Origin of the sequence: Anaerostipes faecalis, assembly GCF_018982945.1 — a bacterium.
Taxonomy (GTDB): Bacteria; Bacillota; Clostridia; order Lachnospirales; family Lachnospiraceae; genus Anaerostipes; species Anaerostipes faecalis.
This window is the reverse complement of sequence record NZ_JABRXE010000002.1, coordinates 138,737-162,078: the sequence shown is the minus strand read 5'-3', so window position 1 is coordinate 162,078 and position 23,342 is coordinate 138,737. Positions and strand designations below refer to the sequence as shown.

General features: G+C 35.8%; 17 protein-coding genes and 1 other annotated feature. Of the genes, 15 read left to right on the top strand and 2 right to left on the bottom strand.

The genetic code is table 11. The annotated features are described in order from the left end of the window. Positions 1-13: 13 nt before the first annotated feature. The 4 genes from KTB61_RS03750 to KTB61_RS03735 all read left to right on the top strand — a co-directional run bounded on the left by KTB61_RS03750 (position 14) and on the right by KTB61_RS03735 (position 6,572). Positions 14-1,270 (top strand): DNA polymerase Y family protein, encoded by a 1,257-nt coding sequence (locus tag KTB61_RS03750; protein WP_330390950.1) that lies wholly within the window; start codon positions 14-16, stop codon positions 1,268-1,270. Positions 1,271-1,378: 108 nt separating this feature from the next. After that, positions 1,379-2,080 (top strand): C39 family peptidase, encoded by a 702-nt coding sequence (locus KTB61_RS03745; protein ID WP_075760344.1) that lies wholly within the window; start codon positions 1,379-1,381, stop codon positions 2,078-2,080. A 262-nt stretch (positions 2,081-2,342) separates the two neighbouring features. Next, positions 2,343-4,967, top strand: a complete 2,625-nt coding sequence (gene ppdK / locus KTB61_RS03740) for a pyruvate, phosphate dikinase (protein ID WP_075760345.1) — start codon at positions 2,343-2,345, stop codon at positions 4,965-4,967. Between the two features lie 195 nt (positions 4,968-5,162). Beyond that, positions 5,163-6,572 (top strand): phospholipase D family protein, encoded by a 1,410-nt coding sequence (locus KTB61_RS03735; protein WP_075760346.1) that lies wholly within the window; start codon positions 5,163-5,165, stop codon positions 6,570-6,572. A gap of 139 nt (positions 6,573-6,711) precedes the next feature. Here KTB61_RS03735 and ilvC read toward each other — a convergent pair whose 3' ends face one another. Next, complete coding sequence (ilvC, locus tag KTB61_RS03730) at positions 6,712-7,728, bottom strand: ketol-acid reductoisomerase (RefSeq protein WP_075760347.1); 1,017 nt, start codon at positions 7,726-7,728, stop codon at positions 6,712-6,714. A 74-nt stretch (positions 7,729-7,802) separates the two neighbouring features. Continuing rightward, the gene (locus tag KTB61_RS03725) at positions 7,803-8,816 is read right to left on the bottom strand and encodes a bile acid:sodium symporter family protein (protein ID WP_216696830.1); all 1,014 of its coding nucleotides are present in this window, start codon (positions 8,814-8,816) and stop codon (positions 7,803-7,805) included. Positions 8,817-8,912: 96 nt separating this feature from the next. Beyond that, positions 8,913-9,144, bottom strand: a binding site (T-box leader). A gap of 200 nt (positions 9,145-9,344) precedes the next feature. Between KTB61_RS03725 and KTB61_RS03720 the strand changes: the two genes are divergently transcribed. From KTB61_RS03720 to KTB61_RS03670, 11 genes are all read left to right on the top strand, one after another. Beyond that, positions 9,345-10,379 carry a metallophosphoesterase family protein gene (locus KTB61_RS03720; RefSeq protein WP_216696829.1) on the top strand — a complete coding sequence of 345 codons (1,035 nt, stop codon included), beginning with the start codon at positions 9,345-9,347 and terminating at the stop codon, positions 10,377-10,379. A 1-nt stretch (position 10,380) separates the two neighbouring features. Then, entirely contained in the window at positions 10,381-11,715 is a 1,335-nt protein-coding gene (locus tag KTB61_RS03715) for an ATP-binding protein (protein WP_216696828.1), read from the top strand. A gap of 13 nt (positions 11,716-11,728) precedes the next feature. Then, the gene (locus KTB61_RS03710) at positions 11,729-12,724 is read left to right on the top strand and encodes a LacI family DNA-binding transcriptional regulator (protein ID WP_216696827.1); all 996 of its coding nucleotides are present in this window, start codon (positions 11,729-11,731) and stop codon (positions 12,722-12,724) included. 135 nt (positions 12,725-12,859) lie between these two features. After that, positions 12,860-14,773, top strand: a complete 1,914-nt coding sequence (locus KTB61_RS03705; protein WP_216696826.1) for a sucrose-specific PTS transporter subunit IIBC — start codon at positions 12,860-12,862, stop codon at positions 14,771-14,773. 18 nt (positions 14,774-14,791) lie between these two features. Then, complete coding sequence (locus KTB61_RS03700; RefSeq protein ID WP_216696825.1) at positions 14,792-16,255, top strand: glycoside hydrolase family 32 protein; 1,464 nt, start codon at positions 14,792-14,794, stop codon at positions 16,253-16,255. Next, positions 16,248-17,222, top strand: coding sequence for a carbohydrate kinase family protein (locus KTB61_RS03695; RefSeq protein ID WP_075760354.1), 975 nt, complete (start codon positions 16,248-16,250; stop codon positions 17,220-17,222). The genes KTB61_RS03700 and KTB61_RS03695 overlap by 8 nt, the downstream gene beginning before the upstream one ends. A 265-nt stretch (positions 17,223-17,487) precedes the next feature. Next, the gene (gene codA / locus KTB61_RS03690; protein ID WP_216696824.1) at positions 17,488-18,735 is read left to right on the top strand and encodes a cytosine deaminase; all 1,248 of its coding nucleotides are present in this window, start codon (positions 17,488-17,490) and stop codon (positions 18,733-18,735) included. Between the two features lie 18 nt (positions 18,736-18,753). Continuing rightward, positions 18,754-19,950, top strand: coding sequence for a PucR family transcriptional regulator (locus KTB61_RS03685; protein WP_075760356.1), 1,197 nt, complete (start codon positions 18,754-18,756; stop codon positions 19,948-19,950). A gap of 206 nt (positions 19,951-20,156) precedes the next feature. Continuing rightward, positions 20,157-20,831, top strand: coding sequence for a deoxyribose-phosphate aldolase (gene deoC / locus KTB61_RS03680; RefSeq protein ID WP_075760357.1), 675 nt, complete (start codon positions 20,157-20,159; stop codon positions 20,829-20,831). Positions 20,832-20,852: 21 nt separating this feature from the next. After that, positions 20,853-21,869, top strand: a complete 1,017-nt coding sequence (locus KTB61_RS03675) for a Gfo/Idh/MocA family oxidoreductase (RefSeq protein WP_075760358.1) — start codon at positions 20,853-20,855, stop codon at positions 21,867-21,869. A 12-nt stretch (positions 21,870-21,881) separates the two neighbouring features. Continuing rightward, positions 21,882-23,291, top strand: a complete 1,410-nt coding sequence (locus KTB61_RS03670) for a PTS mannitol transporter subunit IICB (RefSeq protein WP_075760359.1) — start codon at positions 21,882-21,884, stop codon at positions 23,289-23,291. The last annotated feature ends 51 nt before the right edge of the window (positions 23,292-23,342 follow it).

Genomic DNA, 23,342 nt, shown 5'->3' with positions numbered 1-23,342 from the left:
AAAGGGGATGCAGATGGATCGGAGAGTAATATTTCATATTGATGTTAATTCTGCATTCTTAAGCTGGGAAGCTGTATATAGAATGAAAGAACTGGGTGAGGATGAAGATTTAAGGAAAATTCCGGCAATTATAGGAGGGGATGAAAAGAAACGTCATGGAATTGTGCTGGCGGCATCCCTTCCGGCAAAAAAGTATGGAATCAGGACGGCAGAAACTATTCGGGAAGCAATAATAAAATGTCCGGAAGTAAAAATATGTCCATCCCGTTATGGTCTATATAGTCGTTATTCACAAAGATTTGTGAATGAAGCTTTAAAATTTTCTCCGGTACTGGAACAATATAGTATTGATGAAGTTTTTCTTGATATGACAGAAACGATTCATCGTTATGAGAGTCCTTATATGGCGGCCTGTTTATTAAAGGATACTATTGGCAAAAAACTGGGATTTACTGTCAATGTTGGAGTTGCACCGAATAAACTTCTTGCAAAAATGGCATCAGATTTTGAAAAACCCGATAAAGTGCACACTTTGTTTCCAGAAGAAATTCCGGAAAAAATGTGGCCTTTACCGGTTAGAGATTTATTTTTGGTAGGGAAAGCAACTCAAAAAAAACTGGAATTACTGGGAATACGGACTATAGGAGAATTGGCTTCTGTGGATTTAAAACTCCTACAGGATCATGTGGGAAACAAACATGGGCAGACCCTCTATAATTATGCCAAAGGTATTGATTCTTCACCTGTGGAAAGTGAAGAAGGTTTAAATAAAGGATATGGCAATAGTATTACTTTGGCAAAGGATATATCAGATATTAAAGATGCTGAGCATGTGCTGTTATCATTGGCAGAGATGGTTGCATCCAGACTGCGGGCAGATCATGTGAGAAGTTCCTGTATATGTGTGGAGATTAAAGATACTGAATTTCGGCGAAGCAGTCATCAGAGAAAACTGGATGTACCAACAGATATTACCAATGAGATTTATAAAATTGCAAGAGAGCTTTATAGGGAAAGCTATAGTGGAATTTCTGTAAGGCTTCTTGGACTACGTGTCACGGATATTACCAGAGAAGAGTTTGCCCAGATAAATTTATTTCAACAGGAAAAAAGAGAAAAACTTCGAAAATTAGATGCTTCCATTGATCGGATTCGTCTTAAATATGGTAGAGATTCTATTCAAAGAGCCAGTTTTCTAGATGGAGAAATAGATCATATGACAGGTGGTCATAGAAGTGGAGCAAAATTCGAAAAAGGAAAAAATCAATAAAATTCATACAAATTTAATATTTGAAACACTTGATTAACATAATTAATCTTGGTATAATTCTGTTTAAAAGGAAAAAATGTCGAATTACAGGTTCTACCGGAGGTTTTTATGAGAATCCTGAAAAAAGCAGGCAGATTGTTAGCTGCATTTAGTTTTACAATACTTATGGCATCACAGACAACAGGCGTTATGGCAGGACAGAATCAATATACTTCTTCATTGAAGGTTGTATATTATAATCAGGCTGATTATCCAGGAGAGAAAATTGGTGGAAGTACAATTCAGGCTGCAGGATGTGGTCCCACATCTGTTGCGGTTTGTTATAGCTCCTTAACAGGGAAAAAAGTCAGTGTACCTAAAATGTGCAAACAGGCTTATGAAAATGGATGGTATTATACTGGACAAGGATGTACTCATGATGTGGTTCCGGGACTTTCTAAAATGTATGGGCTAAATTGTGATGGTTTGGGATATAGTTATAAAGCAGTAAAGAAAGCACTGTTGGCAGGACATCCTGTTGTAGCTTTAATGGGACCGGGTGATTTTACAAATAAAGGGCATTTTGTTGTTCTGACCAGGATGGTAGGGAAAGATCAGGTAAAAGTTGCAGATGTTGGAAGCCGTGCCAATACTTATAAAACATGGTCTTTAAAAAAGATTATCAGACAGGGAAAAGAAGGAGCAGATGCCGGAGGACCTTTCTGGGAAATCAGTAAAAAGGAAAAGAAAATTAATTATAAAGAAGAAGTCAGAAAGAGTCACAGCCGATTAGATGCGGTTCCGCTGGCAATCAAGAAAGCAATTCAATAAATAAATCAGGAAGCAGATAAAATTATCTGCTTCTTTTTATTAGAAAATTTCTTCTGCAAATTAAAGAAAACAGATAATTGTATAGAATTTAGTAAATTTTATTTAGAAAAAAGCGCGAAATATGCAAAATAAATAAGAAAAAAAAATAAAAATAAAATTTATTGTGAAAAACGCATAAAAATATTTCCCAAATCATAAGTTTTGTGTTACAATTAGACCAATGACATATGATATGACAACTTAAAATTTAGGAGGTAGAGACATGTCAACAAAATGGGTTTATCAATTTAGTGAAGGAAATGCTGAAATGCGTAACCTGCTTGGTGGAAAGGGAGCCAATCTGGCAGAAATGACAGGACTGGGTCTTCCAATCCCTCAAGGTTTCACTGTAACAACAGAAGCTTGTACAAACTACTATGACTGCGGCGGGAAAATCAGTGACGAAGTAGCAGGTCAGGTTTATGATGCTATGGCAGCTCTTGAAGAGATCCAGGGTAAAAAGTTCGGAGATCTGGAAGATCCTCTTTTAGTATCTGTTCGTTCCGGAGCAAGAGTATCTATGCCGGGTATGATGGATACAATTCTTAACTTAGGTCTGAATGATGTTGCTGTAGAAGGATTTGCAAAGAAAACAGGAAATCCACGTTTTGCATATGATTCTTATCGTCGTTTCATTCAGATGTTTGCTGATGTTGTAAAAGAAGTGGACAAAGCTAAATTTGAAGAAGTCCTGGATGATATGAAAGAGGACAAGGGTGTAAAATTTGATACGGATTTAGATGCAGATGACTTAAAAGAAGTTATTGCTCGATATAAAAAGATTTATAAAAAAGCTTTGGGAGAAGATTTCCCACAGGATCCAAAAGATCAGCTGTTTGAAGCAATCAAAGCAGTATTCCGTTCCTGGGATAATCCTCGTGCAATCTATTATCGTCGAATGAACGATATCCCTGGAGACTGGGGAACAGCTGTTAACGTTCAGACAATGGTATTTGGTAACATGGGAGATACATCAGGAACAGGTGTTGCATTCACAAGAAACCCATCCACAGGTGAAAAGCAGATTTATGGTGAATACCTCATCAATGCACAGGGTGAAGACGTAGTTGCCGGTGTTCGTACACCACAGCCAATCAGCAAATTAGCAGAAGATCTGCCAGAGTGTTATGAACAGTTCATGAATATTGCTCATACACTGGAAGATCACTATCGTGACATGCAGGATATGGAATTTACAATCCAGGAAGGAAAACTGTATTTCTTACAGACAAGAAATGGTAAGAGAACAGCTCCTGCAGCACTTCGTATTGCATGTGAATTAGTAGACGAAGGTATGATTTCTAAAGAAGAAGCTGTATCAAGAATTGAAGCTAAAGCACTGGATCAGTTATTACATCCAAATTTTGATCCAGAAGCAATTAAAGTAGCGATTCCTATTGGAACAGCACTTCCAGCATCTCCAGGAGCAGCAGCAGGTAAAGTATATTTTACAGCTGATGCAGCAAAACTTCATCATGAAGCAGGAGAAAAAGTTGTATTAGTTCGTTTGGAAACATCTCCAGAAGATATTGAAGGAATGCATGCAGCAGAAGGTATTCTGACAGCTCGTGGTGGTATGACATCTCATGCAGCTGTAGTTGCTCGTGGAATGGGTACAGCATGTGTAGCCGGATGTGGAGAAATTAAATTTAATGATGATAACACAGAGTTTACATTAGGTGGAAAAACAATAAAAGAAGGAGATTATATCTCTATTGATGGTTCCACAGGTAAGATTTACCTTGGAGAAATCCGTACAGTTCCTGCAAGCATTAGCGGAAACTTTGACCGTATTATGACATGGGCAGATGAAATCCGTACACTTCAGGTAAGAACAAACGCAGATACACCTGCAGATGCTCTTAATGCAGTTAAATTTGGAGCAGAAGGTATTGGACTTTGCCGTACAGAGCATATGTTCTTTGATGCAGAAAGAATTCCAAAGATTCGTCGTATGATTCTTTCAACAACAAAAGAAGCAAGAGAAATTGCTCTGAATCAGTTAATTCCTTATCAGAAGAAAGACTTCAAAGAATTATATGAAGTAATGGAAGGTAGACCGGTAACAATCCGTTTCTTAGATCCACCTCTTCATGAATTCCTTCCAAATACACTGGAAGAAATTACTGCACTTGCAAAAGATATGAATGTAACAGTAGAAGAAATCAATATGAGACGTGCGTCTCTCCATGAATTTAATCCAATGATGGGTCATCGTGGATGCCGTCTTGCTGTTACTTATCCGGAAATTGCAAAAATGCAGACGAGAGCTGTTATGGAAGCTGCAATTGAAGTAAAACAGGAAAAAGGATATAACATCGTTCCTGAAATCATGATTCCATTAGTAGGAGAAAAGAAAGAACTTGCATATGTTAAAAATGTGGTTGTAGAAACAGCTGAAAAAGTGAAAGCTTACTATGAATCAGATATTGAATACAAAGTTGGTACAATGATCGAGATTCCTCGTGCTGCATTGCTTGCAGATGAAATTGCAGAAGAAGCTGAATTCTTCTCATTTGGAACAAATGACTTAACTCAGATGACATTTGGATTCTCTCGAGATGATGCTGGTAAATTCCTTGAGTCTTATTATGAGAATAAGATTTATGAATCTGATCCATTTGCAAGATTAGATCAGAAGGGTGTTGGTCAGTTAGTTGAAATGGCTGCTAAGAAGGGTAAAGCAACTCGTCCGGATATTCATCTTGGAATCTGTGGAGAACATGGTGGAGATCCATCTTCTGTAGAGTTCTGCTACAGAGCTGGATTAGACTATGTATCCTGCTCACCATTCCGTGTACCAATTGCAAGACTTGCAGCTGCACAGGCAGTATTAAATGACAAATAAGTCTTAAATAGACCTCTATAAAATTTATATAAGATAAAAACCCGTTGTCAAATTTATTTGATAGCGGGTTTTTATTTCAATTAGATAGTCTGAAGACAAAAGAAGAATTGATTTTATGATATAATGTATCTAAAATGAAAAAAATTACTTTAATTGTAGTAAATATCATCCATGAATGAAGACGGAGGTGACAGAATGAATAGAAAAAAAGTCTTAAAGATAATTGTTTTCTCTTTACTGGCATATGTTGTTTACTTTGTTATAGGGATGCTTGCACCATTTATTCAGATGAAATCTGTTAGTTCAGATTATAAAAAAGAAATAGATGTTACATCATTTTATAATCAGAATAATAGGAGCAGTCATGAATATGCCAAAATCATTGAATCCAATAAGGAGGCACTGGATGTGCGACTTGATATGATAAAACGAGCTAAAGAGGAAATCATTTTATCGACTTTTGATATAAGAGAAGGAAATAGCACAACAGATATGTTTTCAGTAATGACAGAGGCAGCAGACCGTGGAGTAAAAGTTAAAATTCTGGTAGATGGACTTTATGGAACTCTTCATATGGAGGGACGAGATATTTTCAAAGCATTTGGCAGTCATCCTAATGTGGAGATACGATTCTATAATACACCGAATCTTTTAAAACCATGGACAGTGCATGGTTGCCTTCATGATAAGTATCTTGTGGTAGATCAGCAGTACCTTTTAATGGGTGGAAGAAACAATTTCGATTATTTTCTTGGAGAACAGAGAAAAGGAAAATCGCTAGGCTTGGATAGGGAAATATTAATATATAATAAAGGGTCAGAAAAAGATAGTTCTGTTAATCAGGTGAAAAATTATTTTAGAAAAGTATGGAATCTTAATGTCTGTAAAACAAAATTTAATAAGTGGTCAAAAGAAAAAAGAACATCTCAAATTCAAAAGTTGAAAAAGCATGCAGAGAAAATACACAATATAGGATATGATTATGAAAAAGAGACGATATCTATAGAGAAAGCAACATTGGTAACAAATCCAACTCATATTTATGGAAAAGAACCATATGTGTGGGAAACTTTGAAGCAGCTGATGATATCAGCCGATCAGCGTATATTGATTCATACACCATACGCTGTTTTTTCAAAGGAAATGTACAAGGGAATGAAAGAAATTAAAAGAAAAGTTCCTGACACAACTATAATTCTGAATTCCATTGCCTCAGGAGATAATATTTGTGCTTCAGCAGATTACAAAAAAAACAGGAAAAACATTGTGGGTACAGGCGTAAAAGTTTATGAGTATATGGGGAAACATTCTACGCATGGAAAGTCTCTAATTATCGATGATGATATTGCAGTTGTAGGATCATATAATTTTGATTGCAGAAGTACTTATGTGGATACAGAAACTATGCTTGTGGTTCATGGTAAAGAGATTACAAAACAGTTGGAGCAGAATCTCAATCTGTTAAAAGATGGTTCCCTGGAAGTTGACGAAAATGAAAATTATAAAAAGAATAATGCTGTTGAAGAACGTATGGGTGATGGTAAAAAAGAACGATTAATTACTTTTTTATCCTATATAGTACAGGGATTTCGATATTTAATATAAGATTAGACAGGCCTAGATTTTACATAAAAGGAGTAATTCGTATCATAAAAGAAATGAACAGGCAGCAGTTGGATACTGCAACTGCTGCCTGCTGATGGTAAAAAGTTTTTGCTTTGTTCTTAATTTATGTAAGGAAAGATTAGTTGTTGATTAATTTGTCTTCATTGCTCCAGCTGTATAATTTACGTACTTCTTCTCCAACTACTTCTGATGGATGTTCTGCAGCTAATTTTCTCATAGCTTTAAAGTGTACCTGTGATCCGGCATCAGACATGTCTAATAAGAAGTCTTTTGCAAATGTTCCATCCTGGATATCAGTAAGAATCTGTTTCATTGCTTTCTTAGTATCTTCTGTAATGATCTTTGATCCTGTAATGTAGTCACCATATTCTGCTGTGTTGGAAATAGAGTATCTCATTCCTGCAAATCCTGACTGGTAAATCAGGTCAACGATCAGTTTCATTTCATGGATACATTCAAAGTATGCATTTCTTGGATCATATCCAGCTTCTACTAATGTTTCGAAACCTGCCTGCATTAATGCGCAAACTCCACCACAAAGTACTGCCTGTTCTCCGAAAAGGTCTGTTTCTGTTTCTGTTCTGAAAGTTGTTTCAAGAACACCGGCTCTAGCTCCACCAATTCCAAGTCCGTACGCAAGAGCTAAGTCTAAAGCTTTTCCTGTAGCATCCTGTTCAACAGCTACTAAACAAGGAGTTCCTTTTCCTGCCTGATACTCACTTCTTACAGTATGTCCTGGTGCCTTCGGAGCGATCATTGTTACGTCAACATCTTTTGGAGGTGTGATACATCCAAAGTGAATGTTGAAACCGTGAGCGAACATTAACATGTTTCCAGCTTCAAGATTTGGTTCGATGGATTCTTTGTATAATTTTGCCTGTTTTTCATCATTGATCAGGATCATGATAATATCAGCTTTTTTAGCAGCTTCTGCAGAAGTATAAACTTTAAATCCCTGTTTTTCAGCTTTTTCCCAGGATCTGCTTCCTTCATACAGACCAATGATAACGTTACATCCAGATTCTCTTAAGTTAAGGGCATGTGCATGTCCCTGACTTCCATAACCGATGATAGCGATGGTTTTTCCATCTAAAAGTGATAAGTTACAGTCTTCTTGATAATAAATCTTTGCCATTTTGCATTCCTCCATTTAAAAAATTTATATAAGTTTATATAGTAAAGGGATAATCCCGTTACGTGCATAAAATATTAGTTTAATACGTGTTTTGCGGAAACTTTTTCTTTGTCTGTCCATGAAAAAAATCCAGCCAGTAGAGTACCGGAAATTGAATGCCATACACAGGAAACTGCACAAATAATTGCAGATTCTGGTGTAGATGCAAATTGGGCGGTTGTTGTTGCAAGGTTTGTTGCAAGACCTGCATTTTGCATACCTACTTCAATGGAAATAGTACGTTTCTTTGCGGTATTCATACCGGTAAGTTTTCCGGCAGTATATCCAAGAAGATATCCTAAGCTGTTATGAAGCAGTACTGCGATGAACACTACTACACCTGACTGGAAGAAGTTTGATCCCTGAGAAGAAATAACTCCACCGACAACACAGGCGAGACCTATAACTGCAACACCAGGCATAACCTTTTGTATTTCCTGGAACCATTGTTTGTTTCCGTAAAGATAGTTGATAACAAATCCAATAGCAACAGGTATAATAACTGTTTCGATAATTGAAACCAACATTGGAAATCCCTGAATAGATATTTTTGTACCACTTGCAAGGAAAGAAACCATAAGCGGTGTCATAACTGGTGATAAAATAGTAGATACAGTAGTCATTCCAACAGAAAAAGCCACATCTCCACCACAAAGATAAGACATAATGTTGGAAGATACACCTCCAGGACAACATCCTACTAAAATAAGACCAAGGGCAATACCGTCTGGAAGGTGCAAAGCTTTGGATACGGTAAATGCCAGAAATGGCATGATCAGGTACTGCGCTACCGCACCGATACATATGTCAAAAGGACGTTTTGCAAGTATTTTAAAATCCTCAGTTGTTAAAGTCAGTCCCATACTAAACATGATGATACCAAGGATAATTGACTGACTGGTAAATTTGTTGGAAACCGGATCCAAAAATAACTGATAATTGACCCATCCCATAAGTGTTGGGACAAAAAAGGTAACAATTGCAATAGCGATTACGACTATGGAAGTGTAATCAGATAGTAATTTGCTGAATTTCTGTAATGTTTTCATAAATAATCCTCCTGATATATATAAACTAAAAAGTAATTTAAAACGCAAAGGTGAAAAGTCCATTTCAATCAAAAAAATCCCTTTCAGATATAAACTGAAAGGGACGAAATAATCCGCGTTACCACCCTGTTTCTGCAAAATATTCTGCAGCACTCTAAACGTACCAGTATACGTCGTCCTTGTAACGGAGGATTCCGGCGTGACCTACTTATATTTCAGCCAGCTTCTTAGAGATGATATCTGTCCTTACCGATATACCTGTTTTCACCATCCACAGGCTCTCTGAATATCTGCATAAAAACAGCTTTGTTCTCTTCAACGAATTTCGGTGAACTTTCTTCGATTTGCTATCACTTATTATAGTCTTACAAAAATAAATGTCAAGATAAATTTTTTTCATTTTAAAAAAAAGAACATGGAGATTTTGATAGAGTATGTCAAAAATATCTGAAAATCTGAAGACTTGTCCCTTAAGTTTTGTTAGGATATAATAGAAAACAAAACAGATTAGAAAAGGCAGGTGGTATTTTGAAATTTCTTCATATTGCGGATATTCACTGGGGTGCAAGGCCGGATCGAGATAAGTCATGGGGAATAATAAGGGAAAAAGAAATAAAAGAAACTTTTCAAAGAGTGATAGACTATGCAAATGAGCATCAGATAGATTTACTTTTGATTTCTGGAGATTTTTTTCATCAGCTGCCATCTTATCAGGAAGTCCGAGAAGTGGATTATCTTCTTTCAAAACTTTTGAATACAAAGACGGTGTGGATTGCAGGAAACCATGACCATTTAACAGAAAACAATTCGTTAAGTAATTATCTTTTTCAGTCAGACACAGTATTATTAAAAGGTCCTTCTATGGAAAAGGTTTATTTTAAGGATTTAGAGACAACAGTCTATGGTTTTAGTTATTGGACGGATCAGATTGCAAAACCGCTATATGATGATATACATCCAACCCAAAAAGATGGTATTCATATTTTGCTTGCACACGGAGGAGATCAGACTCATATTCCTATTTCCAGGGAAAAACTGAAATGGTCTGGATTTGACTATATTGCTTTGGGCCATATCCATAAACCGGAGATTATCTTTGAAGATCTTATGGCATATGCTGGTTCTCTGGAACCAATAGAAAAGACAGAAACAGGAAGACATGGTTTTATTGAAGGTGAAATCACAGAAGAAAAGCAGATTATTAGATTTGTGCCGTTTGCCAGACGGAGATATGAAGATTTGGAAATTAATATTTCAGAGGATATGAGTGGTGAAGAAATTCTTGATTTAGTAGAAACAGAAATCAGGAATTATGGAGAAGATAATATTTATCAGATTTTTTTCTATGGCACAAAGGATCCCATGGTTCAGCTGGATTTTGAATGCCTGATGGAGAAATATTATATTTTACAGATACAATTTCATGTGGATAGTCAATGGGATTATGAGGTGTTATCTAAGGAGGACAATCTTTTGATACAAAATATTGCAGAATTACTGAAAAATGAACCGGAAGCATTAGAATATGCTATGGAAGCTTTATCTGTATCCAGGGAGAATTAAAATGGAGATAAAGGAAATAAACATCAGTGGATTTGGAAAATTTTGTAATTATCACGTTCTTTTTTCTGATGGAATTCAGGTGATTTATGGAAAAAACGAGGCGGGAAAAACCACATTACGTAAGTTTATCATTGCTATGTTGTTTGGATTGGAAAAAGGGAGAGGTCTGGCAGCGAGAAACGATGATTATTCAAAATACCGTCCTTTGAAAGGGGGATTGTACGGTGGAAGCATGGTGATCTCTCATGATGGACAGCGTTATCGCATCTGGAGAAATATGGAAACTGGTCAGCAGGAACTGCGTCTGTTTTATGAAGATACCATGGAGGAGATACCTTTACAGGGAAAGGAACTGAAGGATGTTCTATTTGAAAGTTCAAAAGAAGCCTTTTTGAACACTGTATCTATGACTCAGTCAGATATAAGAACAGGGAAAGAGATGCAGCAGATTCTTCAGAATTCTATGGCAAATCTAAGCAGGAGCCAGAATGTAAAACTGGATATTGGAAAAGCAGTCAATTATTTAAAAGAAAAGCGAAGAGAAATAAAAAAGAATGTAGTATTTGCACAGGTGATAGAATACCGTCAAAGGTTAAAAGAACATCCATTTCAAGAGTCCAGGCTGCAGGAATATGAAAAAGAGGAAGAAAAACTTCAACGGAAACTATACCAGAAACGGAAAATTTCTATTTTGGGGAAATTTCTATTATTTATAAAAAGGTTATTTGGAATTGATGAGGAAGCTTTGCGAAAAAAAGAAATTTTTCATGATTTGGAAATCCTTCAGTTGAAAAAGAAACATCTGCTGGAAGAGAAAAAGCGAAAAGAACAGTTGGAACAGCAATATAATCAAAGTCTCCAACAGAGAAATCGGTTGGAGCAGGAAATCCATAGAATAGAAACTGCCATTCATGCCATTCAAGAGGCTGCTGGAAATGTTCAGAGAACTTTTGGAGATGATCTGAATGAAAAAATTTCGGAAACTTTTTCTCAGATGACAGGAAATTACTATGAAAAAGTCGTTATGGATACATCTATGAATATTATGGTAAAAAGAGATTTTGACTATATAGATATGAAATACCTGAGCAATGGTACAGTGGAACAGCTTTATTTTGCTCTTCGAATAGCAACGGCAGATTTATTATATGAAAAGGATGGATTTCCATTACTTTTAGATGATGTGTTTGGAAATTACGATGAGGAAAGAATAGAGAGAACTTTGGCATTTCTAGACAGACAGCAAAAAAGGCAGGTTATTTTCTTTACGTGCCGTCAGGAGATGTTAAAGCTTCTTGAAAATGCAGAGATAGACTATCATTTGATTTGTTTGTAGTAAAGGAGATATTATGGCAAAGCAAAAAATGACTATGGCGGATATCGCAGAATTATCCGGAGTAGGAAAAAGTACTGTATCTCGCTATTTTAATGGCGGATATGTAAAACAGGCCACCAAAGAAAAAATACAAAAGGTTATTGAAGAGTATAACTATGAACCAAATGCTTTTGCCAGATTAAAGGCAAAAAAGAGCAATGTGATAGGAGTTGTTGTTCCCACACTAAATTCAAAAATCACAAGCCGGGTTATTACCAGTATTGATCGTTATCTAAGAGATAAAGAGTATACAACATTAATAAAAAATTCTGATCATGATATCGATTTGGAACTTCAGAATATTCAGCGTCTTATTAATCTGAATGTGGATGGGATTTTAATCAGTTCTATATCTATTACCAAGGAACATAAAAAAATATTTGAAGAAGCACAGATTCCAATCGTTGTTCTTGCACAGGATTACGAAGAAGGTATTTCTATTGTTGATGATGATTATAACGCAGGAAGATATATGGGTCGATATATTGGGAAAAACGGTCATAAAAAAGTTGCATATATCGGAGTATATGAGACAGATGAAGCTGTAGGAATCAGGAGAAAGCAAGGCGTTATGGATGGACTTGCGGAATATGGTATTACAGATATTATCGTGGGGAAAAGTGATTACAGTTTTATTGGAGGACAGAAAGTCACCAGGGAAATTTTAGAAGCGGTTGAAGATGTAGATGCTATTATTTGTGCAACAGACAGATTGGCTTTTGGAGCATATAAGATTCTCCAGAAGAAAGGGAAAAAAATTCCGGAAGATGTTTCGGTAACAGGTTTTGGAGGATATGATGAAAGCAGCTTACTTACACCAGAGCTTACCACATTGAAATTTGATTCCTACGGGATGGGATATCTGGGAGCGGAAACTGTTTTAAAAATGATTAAAGGAGAACCGGTATCTAAAAAACAGATTGTAGAATACGAATTCATTGAAGGGACAAGCGTAAAAAAGAAGAAATAATGATTTCTTCTTTTTTTTAAAATTATATGGAACCGATACCATAAAAGAATTGACAAAAAAGAAAAAGAAATATATAATACAAATATGGAACCGATACCATAAAAATACGAAATAATTTTTTAAAGGAGAGAAGATATGGATTACGCAAAAATTGCCAGTCAGGTAATTGAAAATGTCGGCGGAAAAGAAAATATTAAAAGTGTTCAGCATTGTGCAACTAGATTACGTTTACAGCTTAAAAATAATGATCTGAGAAATGAAGATGCAATCAGCGATGTGGAGGGAGTAAAAGGAGTATTCCTTACACAGTCACAGTTCCAGATTATTTTTGGGTCTGGACTTGTAAATCTTGTTTGTGATGAAGTGCAGAAACAATTGGGTAATCTGGTTGAAACTGAATCAGCCGATGAAGAGGAAGAAAAAAAAGGAAATCCTTTACAGCGTTTTGTGAAAATGCTCAGTGATATTTTTGTTCCGATTATCCCGGCAATTGTTGCAGGCGGTCTTTTAATGGGATTAAATAACATTCTGACTTCAGGACTATTTGACGGAAAATCAGTTATTGATTTATATCCGCAGTGGAAAGGGCTTGCAACGGCAATTAATACCTTTGCAAATGCACCATTTACATTTTTACCTGTATTAATTGGATTTAGTGCAACCAAAAAATTTGGTGGAAATCCATATCTTGGTGCTGCAATGGGAATGATCATGGTGCATCCGGATTTGCTGAATGCCTACAGTATCGGGGTAGCCGAAGCACCTGTATGGGATATTTTTGGATTTAAGATTGCAGCTATTGGATATCAGGGAACAGTACTTCCTGTACTTGCAGTAGCATTTATTCTTGCAACAATAGAAAAAAAATTACATAAAGTAACACCTACTTGGCTGGATAATTTAACAACACCGTTGTTATCCATTATGATTACATCCTTTTTAACATTTATCTGTGTAGGACCAGTATTAAGAGAAGCAGGAAATCTTCTGGCAGCTGGAATTACATGGGTATACAATACATTAGGGTTTATTGGAGGCGGATTATTTGGACTTGCTTATGCACCAATCTGTCTGACAGGTATGCATCACAGCTTTATTGCAATTGAAACACAGCTGATTGCAGATGTTGCTCATACAGGAGGAAGTTTTATCTTTACAACAGCCAGTATGAATAATGTGGCACAGGGAGCAGCAGTTCTTGCAGTATTATTCTTAACAAAAAATGAAAAAATGAAATCTATTTGTTCTGCATCTGGTGTTTCTGCATTGCTTGGAATTACAGAACCAGCTATGTTTGGTGTAACTCTGAAATTAAAATATCCATTCTATGCAGCAATTATCGGGTCTGCAGCGGGAAGTGCATATTGTGCAGCGACAAAAGTTCTGGCACAGGCATTAGGAGCAGCAGGTATTCCTGGATTTATTTCAATGAAACCGGAGGCATATTTGAACTTTGGACTTGGTCTGGTAATTTCCATGGCAGTTTCAGCAGTATTGACTATGATTTTCTGGAAGAAATTTAATATTGAAGGAGAAGAACAGGAAACAAAAACAATTGAAACAAAAGAAACTGTAGAAACAGAAGAAGTAGTTTTAGAAAGCGAAGTTACTTTATATTCTCCAATGAAGGGAGAAGTAGTGCCTATAGATCAGTCTGAAGATCCGGTATTTTCATCTAAGACAATGGGAGATGGTGTTGCAATCAATCCAGAGGAAGGAGTTGTTTATGCACCTGCAGATGGAAGAATCAGTCTTGTATTTCCAACAAAGCATGCTATAGGAATGACACTGAATAATGGAGCTGAAATTCTTATTCATGCCGGAATTGATACTGTAAAAATGGAAGGTGAAAGTTTTGAAGCATATGTGGAAGCCGGACAAAGAGTGAAAAAGGGAGATAAACTTATAACTTTTGATGCGGATCTAGTTGTAAAAAAAGGATATAAGGCACAGACAATGCTTGTAGTTGCAGAAGATAATGGAAAAGAAGTTATCTTGAAACCGAATGGTGTGGCAGATAATGATACAGAAGTTATGTTGATAAAATAGATCCAGAAAGGGAAAAAGATGTTGAAAAAATATGAAAAAGTTCTAAAACATGATTATGAAATATGGTATAAAGAAAATGAAGAATATAGACAAAAAGTTGCAAAAGATCCCAAACGATTAAAATTTCATTTGATGCCGGAGACAGGATGGCTGAACGATCCCAATGGATTATGCCAGTTTAAAGGAACTTATCACATTTTTTATCAATATACACCTTTTGAACCAACTGGCGAGCTGAAATTATGGGGACATTATACAACCAAAGATTTTATTCAATATCAAAGACATGAACCGGCATTATTTCCGGATTCAGATATAGACAGACATGGAGTATACTCAGGTTCAGCGTTTATTAAAGATGATACTATATATTTCTTCTATACGGGAAATATTAAGTATTTTGACCGTGATGATTATGACTATATTAATTCCGGACGTGGAAGTAATACGATTTTAGTGACCAGTAAAGATGGATTTGAATTTTCAGAAAAAGAATTATTGATGACAACGGATGATTATCCAAAGGATATGAGTAATCATATCCGTGATCCTAAGATTTATCAGCGTGGTGATAAGTACTATATGTTTCTTGGTGCAAGAGATCAAAGTGGAGTCGGAATGATTCTGATGTATGTGTCAGATGATATGAAAAACTGGAAATATAAAAATCGTATTACTACCAGAGAAAAGTTTGGATATATGTGGGAATGTCCGGATGTATTTGAACTGGATGGACAGCTGTTTATTATTTGCTGTCCTCAGGGAGTAGAGCAGAAGGGAATTGACTTTGAAAATGTTCATCAGACAACAGTTATGAAACTTTCTTACGATTTTGATACAGATGAATATGACATTACAGATATTAAACTATTGGATCGCGGATTTGATTTTTATGCACCACAGACATTTGAAGATGAGCAGGGAAGAAGAATACTGATAGGCTGGATGGGAATTCCAGATGCTGATTATACAAATCCAACTACAGAGGATGGATGGCAGCATGCTCTGACCATTCCAAGGAAACTTTCAATAAAGAATGATCGATTGATTCAGGAACCGATCGAAGAACTTCATAATCTTCGAAGCCATGATAAATCCGTTTGTTCTTTTTATGATGGACAGGAAATTATTTTAGGGAATGTTGTTTATGAGGCTAATGTGGAGTATAATAAATGCATTAACATGAAAATGACATTAAGAGAAGGCATTACACTGTTTTATGAAAATGAAATCCTTACATTAGATTTAGGTGCATTTGGATCAGGAAGGGAGACCAGAAAGGTTCATGTAAGATCCCTGAAGCATCTTCAGATTTTTGCTGATACGACATCTTTGGAAATTTTCGTAAATCATGGAGAGGAAGTTTTTACATCAAGGATTTACAGTATGGAAGGAAGAATTTCAATTTTGGGACAATGTGAAGGCATAATGACAGTTTATCCATTAAAGTCATTTTCTATAGAAGGAGGATGTAATGAATAACAGATTATGTGGAATTGGAGAAGCTCTTATTGATTTTATTCCAGAGTTAAAAGGTCAAAGACTGAAGGATGTACCATCTTTTACAAGGGTGGCAGGTGGAGCACCTGCAAATGTAGTAGGAGCAGTCACAAAACTTGGAATCCCATCTAAATTTTTAACAAAACTTGGAGATGATCCATTTGGTGATTATATTGTAGAAGTTTTGGATGAAGCAGGAATTGATACATCTAATATTGCCAGAGATCAGGAAGGTGAAACTGCACTTGCATTTGTTTCCCTGGCAGCAGATGGAAATCGTGATTTTAAATTTTATAGAAAAAACAGTGCAGATTTACGTTACAGTGTGGAAGATATCCCAGAAGATATTCTCAATGATTGTGGAATGATTCATTTTTGTAGTGTAGATTTGGTGGATTCTCCTATGAAAGAAGCTCATAAGAAGCTGATCGAGATGGCAATTGAGCAGGATGTTATGGTATCTTTTGATCCTAATTTACGTTTTTCACTATGGGATGATCTGGATCAGTTAAAAAAGACGGTTAATGATTTTCTGCCGTACGCTGATATTATTAAGATTTCTGATGAAGAACTGGAATTTATTACAGGGTATTCAGATATCAAAGATGCAGTACCTGAATTGCTTTCCGGTCGTGGAAAATATGTGATTTACACGAAAGGAAAAGATGGTGCAGAAATCTACACCCAAAATGGTATGGTAGAAGCTCCGGGATATACTATTGAAGTACGTGATACAACAGGAGCAGGAGATTCTTTTATTGGTGCTTTCTTATTCTGTATTTTAAGAGATCAGGTAAAGAATCTGGATTCAGTATCAGAAGAAAAATTATATGAATATCTTGATTTTGCCAATGCATATGCAGCTTATACAACAACAAAGGAAGGTGCATTAGCAGCAATGGCAACCGGTGAAGAAATGATTGACTGGATGAAACAATTGAAAAAATAATTAAAGATCTGATAATAAATATTCTTTTGTTTCAATAAGACAAAGAAAAGACAGTTTTTTTGTTATTCAGAGATAAATATTTCTTTTTTTAAACAATTGTATTGACGAATCAGCAGGAATAGTGATATTCTTCATCCATAGAAAAATAAAAGATTACGGCAAAGGAGCTGGAGTATAAGACTTCAGCTCCTTTTGTTGTTTAGAAAACTTTTTCTATATTATTATGAAAAATAAATTTAAGAATAAACAAAGGCAGGAAGTCAATATGAAAAAATATATAAATGCAAGATTAAAAGGGAAAAAAGAACTGGTACAGTTTTTGGTATGGGATGGAATGATTCAGCAGATTGAAAAGGAAATTCCTGCAGAATGTGAAACTATTGATTTACAGGGAAATCTGGTAATTCCACCATATGTAGATCCACATATCCATTTAGATTATGTTTTTACAGCCAGTATTGGAGAAACCAACGGAACGGGTACGTTATTTGAAGGAATCCAAAGATGGAGTGAATTTAAAGAACAGCAAACGGTTGAAGAAGTAAAAGAACGTGCTATCAAAGGAATTCAAAAAGAAATGCTGCAAGGTGTTCAGTGCATGAGAACCCATGTGGATGTGACGGATCCAAATCAGACTTCATTGAAAGCTTTATTGGAAGTAAAAGAGACAGTGAAAGACCTTGTAGACTTACAGATCGTAGCATTCCCACAGGAAGGAATGTATGCATATAAAGGTGGAGATGAACTGGTAGAAGAAGCATTGAAAATGGGTGCTGACTGTGTAGGTGGGATTCCTCATTATGAACTTGCAAGAGAATTTGGAGAGAAATCCATTCATAAAATTGTAGAACTTGCTGTAAAATATGATAAACTGATTGATGTTCATTGTGATGAAACGGATGATGTCCAGAGTCGGTTTCTGGAATTGTTAAATGCACTGGTCCTTATAGAAGGTATTGGAACAAAGACAGCTGCCAGTCATACATGTTCTTTCGGCTCTGCAGACAACAGTTATGCTTTTCGAATGATGAAACTGTTAAAGCAGTCTGGAATAAACTTTATTTCCTGTCCGACAGAAAATATTTATCTTCAGGGTCGTCAGGATACATATCCAAAACGTCGAGGGCTCACAAGGGTAAAAGAATTAAATGATAATGGAATCAATGTTTGTTTCGCACAGGATTCTATGTCAGACCCTTGGTATCCATTGGGAAATGGAAATATGATGAATATTTTAGATCATGGAATTCATATTGCACAGATGATGTCTCCGGAAGAAATTCAAAATGATCTGAATCTTGTGACGATAAATGGTGCAAAGACTATGAATCTCATGGATCATTATGGTATTGAAGAGGGAAAACCTGCCAATTTTATTGTGCTGGATGCCAAAAACGAATTTGACGCTATCTGTGAAAGAGCAGGAGTTCTGGCATCTGTCCGAAATGGAGAGTATCTATTCAAGAAAGAACCCGAGAAGATTCAGCAGGCAGTAACGTTACTTCAGAAGTAGAAGAAGGGAAGATTAGCAATGTTTCAATGCAAAGATTTATTGGCCTTGCCAAGTATGGCAAAAGCCAGAGTGATTTCAGGTAAGGGAGGAATGAATCGTGGAATACGATGGGCTTATAAAGCAGAAACCATGGATTTTTCTCAATGGATTCACGGGCAGGAACTCTTGATTATCAGTGCACCGGTAATTCAAAAAGCAGATTTTGATTTGTTTGCATTGATACAGGAAGCCATTGAAAACCGGATGTCTGGAGCATTGCTTTTAATAGGTGAAAAGTATGTAGCGGCAATTTCAAAAGAAGTGATGGAAATTTCCAATCGAAATGATTTTCCTCTGATGGTGATACCGTGGAATGTTCCGTTGGTCAATATTTTTGAGGAAATGGGGCATGCAATTTCCTATCATGAAAATATGGAAAATGATGGGGAAGATTTATTGGCAAGTATTATTTTTGGGAATAATATCAATATTCATACATTAGAACTAAAAAGTCAAATGATTGGTTATGATATAACGCCGCCACAGCAAATTTTTGTGATTCACTTTTTTAAGGAAAAAGGAAAAGATGCTTTTCCTGCTATGGAAAATATGGAAAAACAGGAAATTATTCAAAAAATTATTGCTGTTTTTAAAGAAAATGGTTATCAGGTTCTTGCATCCTGCTATAGCAATAATCTGGTAGGAATGATGCAGGCGGAAGAAAAGAAAAGAGAAAAAGCAGAGTCTGCTTATGAAGAAATATGCCAATATTTAGCAGATGAAAAGAAGGAATGGAGCTTTGCAATCGGAGTTGGGAAAAGTTATGAGCATTTGGCAGATTTGCAGAAAAGTTTTCAGGACGCATCCAAATGTATTACTTTGGCAGAAAAACTTCATAGACATCAGGAGGTTCTGTGGTATGACAAACTTGGTTTTTACCGATTATTGATGTCTTTTGAAAACCAAGAATTATTAGAGAGTTATTGTGAAGAAGTAATAGGTGGATTGATTCAGTATGATGAGGAAAATCATACTGAGTTAGTGGAAACTTTAAAAGAATATTTTCTGCAAAACTGTAACCTTCAAAACACATCAGAAAAGATGTTTATTCATAGAAACACAATCAAATATAGATTGCAGCGAATTGAACAGTTAACAGGAAAATCCTTCCATGATGCATTTGAAATATTGGAACTGCATAATGCAGTGATTATTTATACCATGTATCATGAGTAAGTTAAAACATATGTAATCTTAAAAAAGAGACTTTCATAAGTAATTATGAAAGTCTCTTTTTTAATAATAATCTTTATTTAATTTCATTATGTTTTGAATTATACAATTTAAATGTTGACAAATAAACGGAAACGATGTAATATAAAGATACAAACAAAGAATAATAAAACAAAACAAAAGAAAATAAAGAAAGTTGAGGTTACAAAATGGTATCAGTAGAACAATTGGCAAATATGGTGGATCATACAAATTTAAAGGCATTTGCAGATGATGCAGCATTTCAGAAGTTATGTGATGAGGCAAGAGAATATAATTTTAAAATGGTAGCAATTAATCCGGCACAGACAGAAAGATGTAAAGAAAAGTTGGCAGGATGCCCGGTACATGTAGGGGCAGCAATTGGATTTCCTCTCGGACAGACAACTTTAGAATGTAAAGTCTTTGAGACAAAAGATGCTATAGAGAAAGGTGCCGATGAAATTGATTATGTGATTAATATCGCAGAACTGAAAAATAACAATTATGATTATATTAAAAAAGAGATGGAAGAAATCGTGAAGATATGCAGAGATGCCAATGTAATTTCTAAAGTTATTTTTGAAAACTGTTATTTGACAGATGATGAAAAGAAAAAAGTTGCAGAAATTGCCAAAGAAGTAAAACCTGATTTTATTAAAACATCCACTGGATTTGGAACTGGTGGAGCAACGGTAGAAGATGTAGCATTGATGAAATCTGTTGTTGGAAATGAAGTAAAAGTAAAAGCTGCTGGTGGAATTCGTGATTTAAAAACAGCTTTGGCTATGGTAGAAGCTGGAGCAGAAAGACTTGGAACAAGTGCAGGAGTAGCAATCATAGAAGAATACAAAAAACAGAAGTAATTAGAAAGGAATGAAACCGAAATGAAACAGGAAGTAAAGATTTGTCTGATTGGTTCTGGAAGAGCCGGAATGATTCATGGACATAATTTTGTTGGACGAGTTCCAAGAGGTAAAATCGTTGCTGTTTGTGATCCTGTTGGGAATGTGGCAGAAGAAGCAGCAAAAGAGTTAGGAATTGAATTGTCTTATAAAGATTATAACGATGTAATGAAAAACCCAGATATTGATGCAGTTGTGATTGCCTGTCCGACTAAATTTCATAAAGAAATTACAATTGCAGCAGCTGAAGCAGGAAAGCACATTTTCTGTGAAAAACCAATGGCAATGGATGAAAATGAATGTGATGAAATGATCGCAGCAGCCGAAAAAAATGGAGTCAAACTTCAGATTGGGTTTATGCGTCGCTTTGATGAAAGTTTTCAGGAAGCGAAAAAATTAATTGAATCAGGAGAAATTGGAGAAGTTGTTTCCGTAAAATCTCATACGAGAGGACCAAGTAAACCAAAAGAATGGATGTATGATATTTCTATCAGTAATGGGCCTCTTGGAGAGGTATGCAGTCATGACATTGACACAGTCCGATGGTTTACAGGAAGTGAAATCAGCAGTTTATATGCTGTAGGCGGTAATTATCGAAACAAAGAAGTTGCAGAGAAATATCCTGATTTTTACGATAATGTGATTATGAATGTGGAATTTGAAAATGGAATGCAGGGAATTGTAGAAGGTGCTCAGTATGTTCAGTATGGATATGATGCAAGAGTAGAAATACTTGGAACAGAAGGAGTAATTTCGTTAGGCGATATTCATGAGAAGAAAGTTATGACTTGTACAAAGAATCATGATATAAAACGTCCGACGATGCATAGCTGGACCTATTTGTTCAAAGATGCATATGTGGCAGAGGATACAGCTTTTGTTGATGCAATTCTTGATGATACTGAGGTTTTGGCAACCGGGCATGATGGGAAAATGGCAGTACGGATCGTAAAAATCGGAAATGAATCACTGAAAGAGAAAGCAATTAAAATATTATAAAGGAGGATAACTATGGGAAACAGTAGTACAGGATTTCGTGCAAAAATCCAAAAATTTGGAGGTGTGCTAAGCGGCATGGTAATGCCAAATATTGGCGCATTTATCACATGGGGATTAATTACAGCAATTTTCTTAGAGACAGGATGGGCACCAAATGCAAAAATTGCTAAATTAATTTCACCAATGTTAACTTATTTACTACCGATTTTAATTGGATATACGGGAGGAAAGAATTTCTACGGTGATCGTGGAGGAGTCATTGGTGCAGCAGCTACTATGGGTGTCATTGTAGGCTCAGATATCCCAATGTTTATGGGTGCTATGATTATGGGTCCAGTTGCAGCATTGTGTATGAAGCAGGTGGATAAACTATTTGAGGGAAGAATTAAGCCAGGATTTGAAATGATTGTAAATAATTTTTCCTGTGGAATTCTTGGAATTTTCTTGGTATTAGCCGCATATTTTGGAATTGGACCATTGGTACAGGCATTAAATGCGGTTCTATCTGGAGGTGTAAACTGGATTATTGCAAAAGGTTTAACACCGTTTGCAAATGTATTTATTGAGCCGGCAAAAGTATTGTTTTTAAATAATGCAATTAATCATGGGATTTTATCACCGATTGGTATTACACAAGCAGCCAAAGCTGGAAAATCTATTTTGTTCATTTTAGAACCAAATCCAGGTCCAGGTGTTGGTGTACTGTTGGCATATAGCTTCTTTGGAACAGGAACAGCTAAGAGAACAGCACCAGGTGTAGCAATTATCCATGCATTTGGTGGAATTCATGAGCCATATTTTCCATTTATCTTAATGAAACCTCAGATGATTCTCGCATCCATCTGTGGTGCAGTATCTGGTAACTTCGTATTCCAGACATTTAACTGTGGATTGGTTGCAACAGCATCTCCAGGAAGTTATTTTTCAGTATTAGCAGTTGCTCCAAAATCTGATTATATTCCAATCATCGCAGGTATGTTGTTATCTACGGCAGTATCATTTGTTGTAGGATCTCTTATTCTAAAGGTTTCCAAAGGTGGAGATGACTATGATGATGCAGTGGATAAGAAAGATTCTATGAAAGAAGAAGGAACAAGTAAAGTAGTAGAAACAGCAGTTGATTTGAAAAATAAGGTAATCAAAAAAGTATTCGTTGCATGTGATGCGGGAATGGGTTCTAGTGCCATGGGAGCATCTATTCTCAAAAATAAAATAAAGGAAGCAGGATTTGATGATATTGAGGTGAAAAATGTAGCTATTCCTGATTTGCCGGAAGATGTAGATATTGTAGTAACTCATGAATCATTAACTCAAAGAGCAAAAGATGTAAGACCAAATGCTGTACATTTCTCTGTAGATAACTTCCTTGCAGGAGAACAGTATGATGTGATTATTGAGAAAATAAAGGCAGCTAGAAAATAAAATTTAATCGCATTCATTTACAGAAATTCAGGAATGAGATATAATTTTTTT

Bases quoted from the DNA above. Each gene is read 5' to 3' on its own strand.
- ilvC (WP_075760347.1), bottom strand. From the start codon at position 7,728: ATGGCAAAGATTTATTATCAAGAAGACTGTAACTTATCACTTTTAGAT.
- KTB61_RS03695 (WP_075760354.1), top strand. From the start codon at position 16,248: ATGAATAACAGATTATGTGGAATTGGAGAAGCTCTTATTGATTTTATT.
- KTB61_RS03725 (WP_216696830.1), bottom strand. From the start codon at position 8,816: ATGAAAACATTACAGAAATTCAGCAAATTACTATCTGATTACACTTCC.
- KTB61_RS03670 (WP_075760359.1), top strand. From the start codon at position 21,882: ATGGGAAACAGTAGTACAGGATTTCGTGCAAAAATCCAAAAATTTGGA.
- KTB61_RS03750 (WP_330390950.1), top strand. From the start codon at position 14: ATGGATCGGAGAGTAATATTTCATATTGATGTTAATTCTGCATTCTTA.
- deoC (WP_075760357.1), top strand. From the start codon at position 20,157: ATGGTATCAGTAGAACAATTGGCAAATATGGTGGATCATACAAATTTA.
- KTB61_RS03710 (WP_216696827.1), top strand. From the start codon at position 11,729: ATGGCAAAGCAAAAAATGACTATGGCGGATATCGCAGAATTATCCGGA.
- KTB61_RS03675 (WP_075760358.1), top strand. From the start codon at position 20,853: ATGAAACAGGAAGTAAAGATTTGTCTGATTGGTTCTGGAAGAGCCGGA.
- KTB61_RS03745 (WP_075760344.1), top strand. From the start codon at position 1,379: ATGAGAATCCTGAAAAAAGCAGGCAGATTGTTAGCTGCATTTAGTTTT.
- KTB61_RS03715 (WP_216696828.1), top strand. From the start codon at position 10,381: ATGGAGATAAAGGAAATAAACATCAGTGGATTTGGAAAATTTTGTAAT.
- KTB61_RS03735 (WP_075760346.1), top strand. From the start codon at position 5,163: ATGAATAGAAAAAAAGTCTTAAAGATAATTGTTTTCTCTTTACTGGCA.
- KTB61_RS03705 (WP_216696826.1), top strand. From the start codon at position 12,860: ATGGATTACGCAAAAATTGCCAGTCAGGTAATTGAAAATGTCGGCGGA.
- ppdK (WP_075760345.1), top strand. From the start codon at position 2,343: ATGTCAACAAAATGGGTTTATCAATTTAGTGAAGGAAATGCTGAAATG.
- codA (WP_216696824.1), top strand. From the start codon at position 17,488: ATGAAAAAATATATAAATGCAAGATTAAAAGGGAAAAAAGAACTGGTA.
- KTB61_RS03700 (WP_216696825.1), top strand. From the start codon at position 14,792: ATGTTGAAAAAATATGAAAAAGTTCTAAAACATGATTATGAAATATGG.
- KTB61_RS03685 (WP_075760356.1), top strand. From the start codon at position 18,754: ATGTTTCAATGCAAAGATTTATTGGCCTTGCCAAGTATGGCAAAAGCC.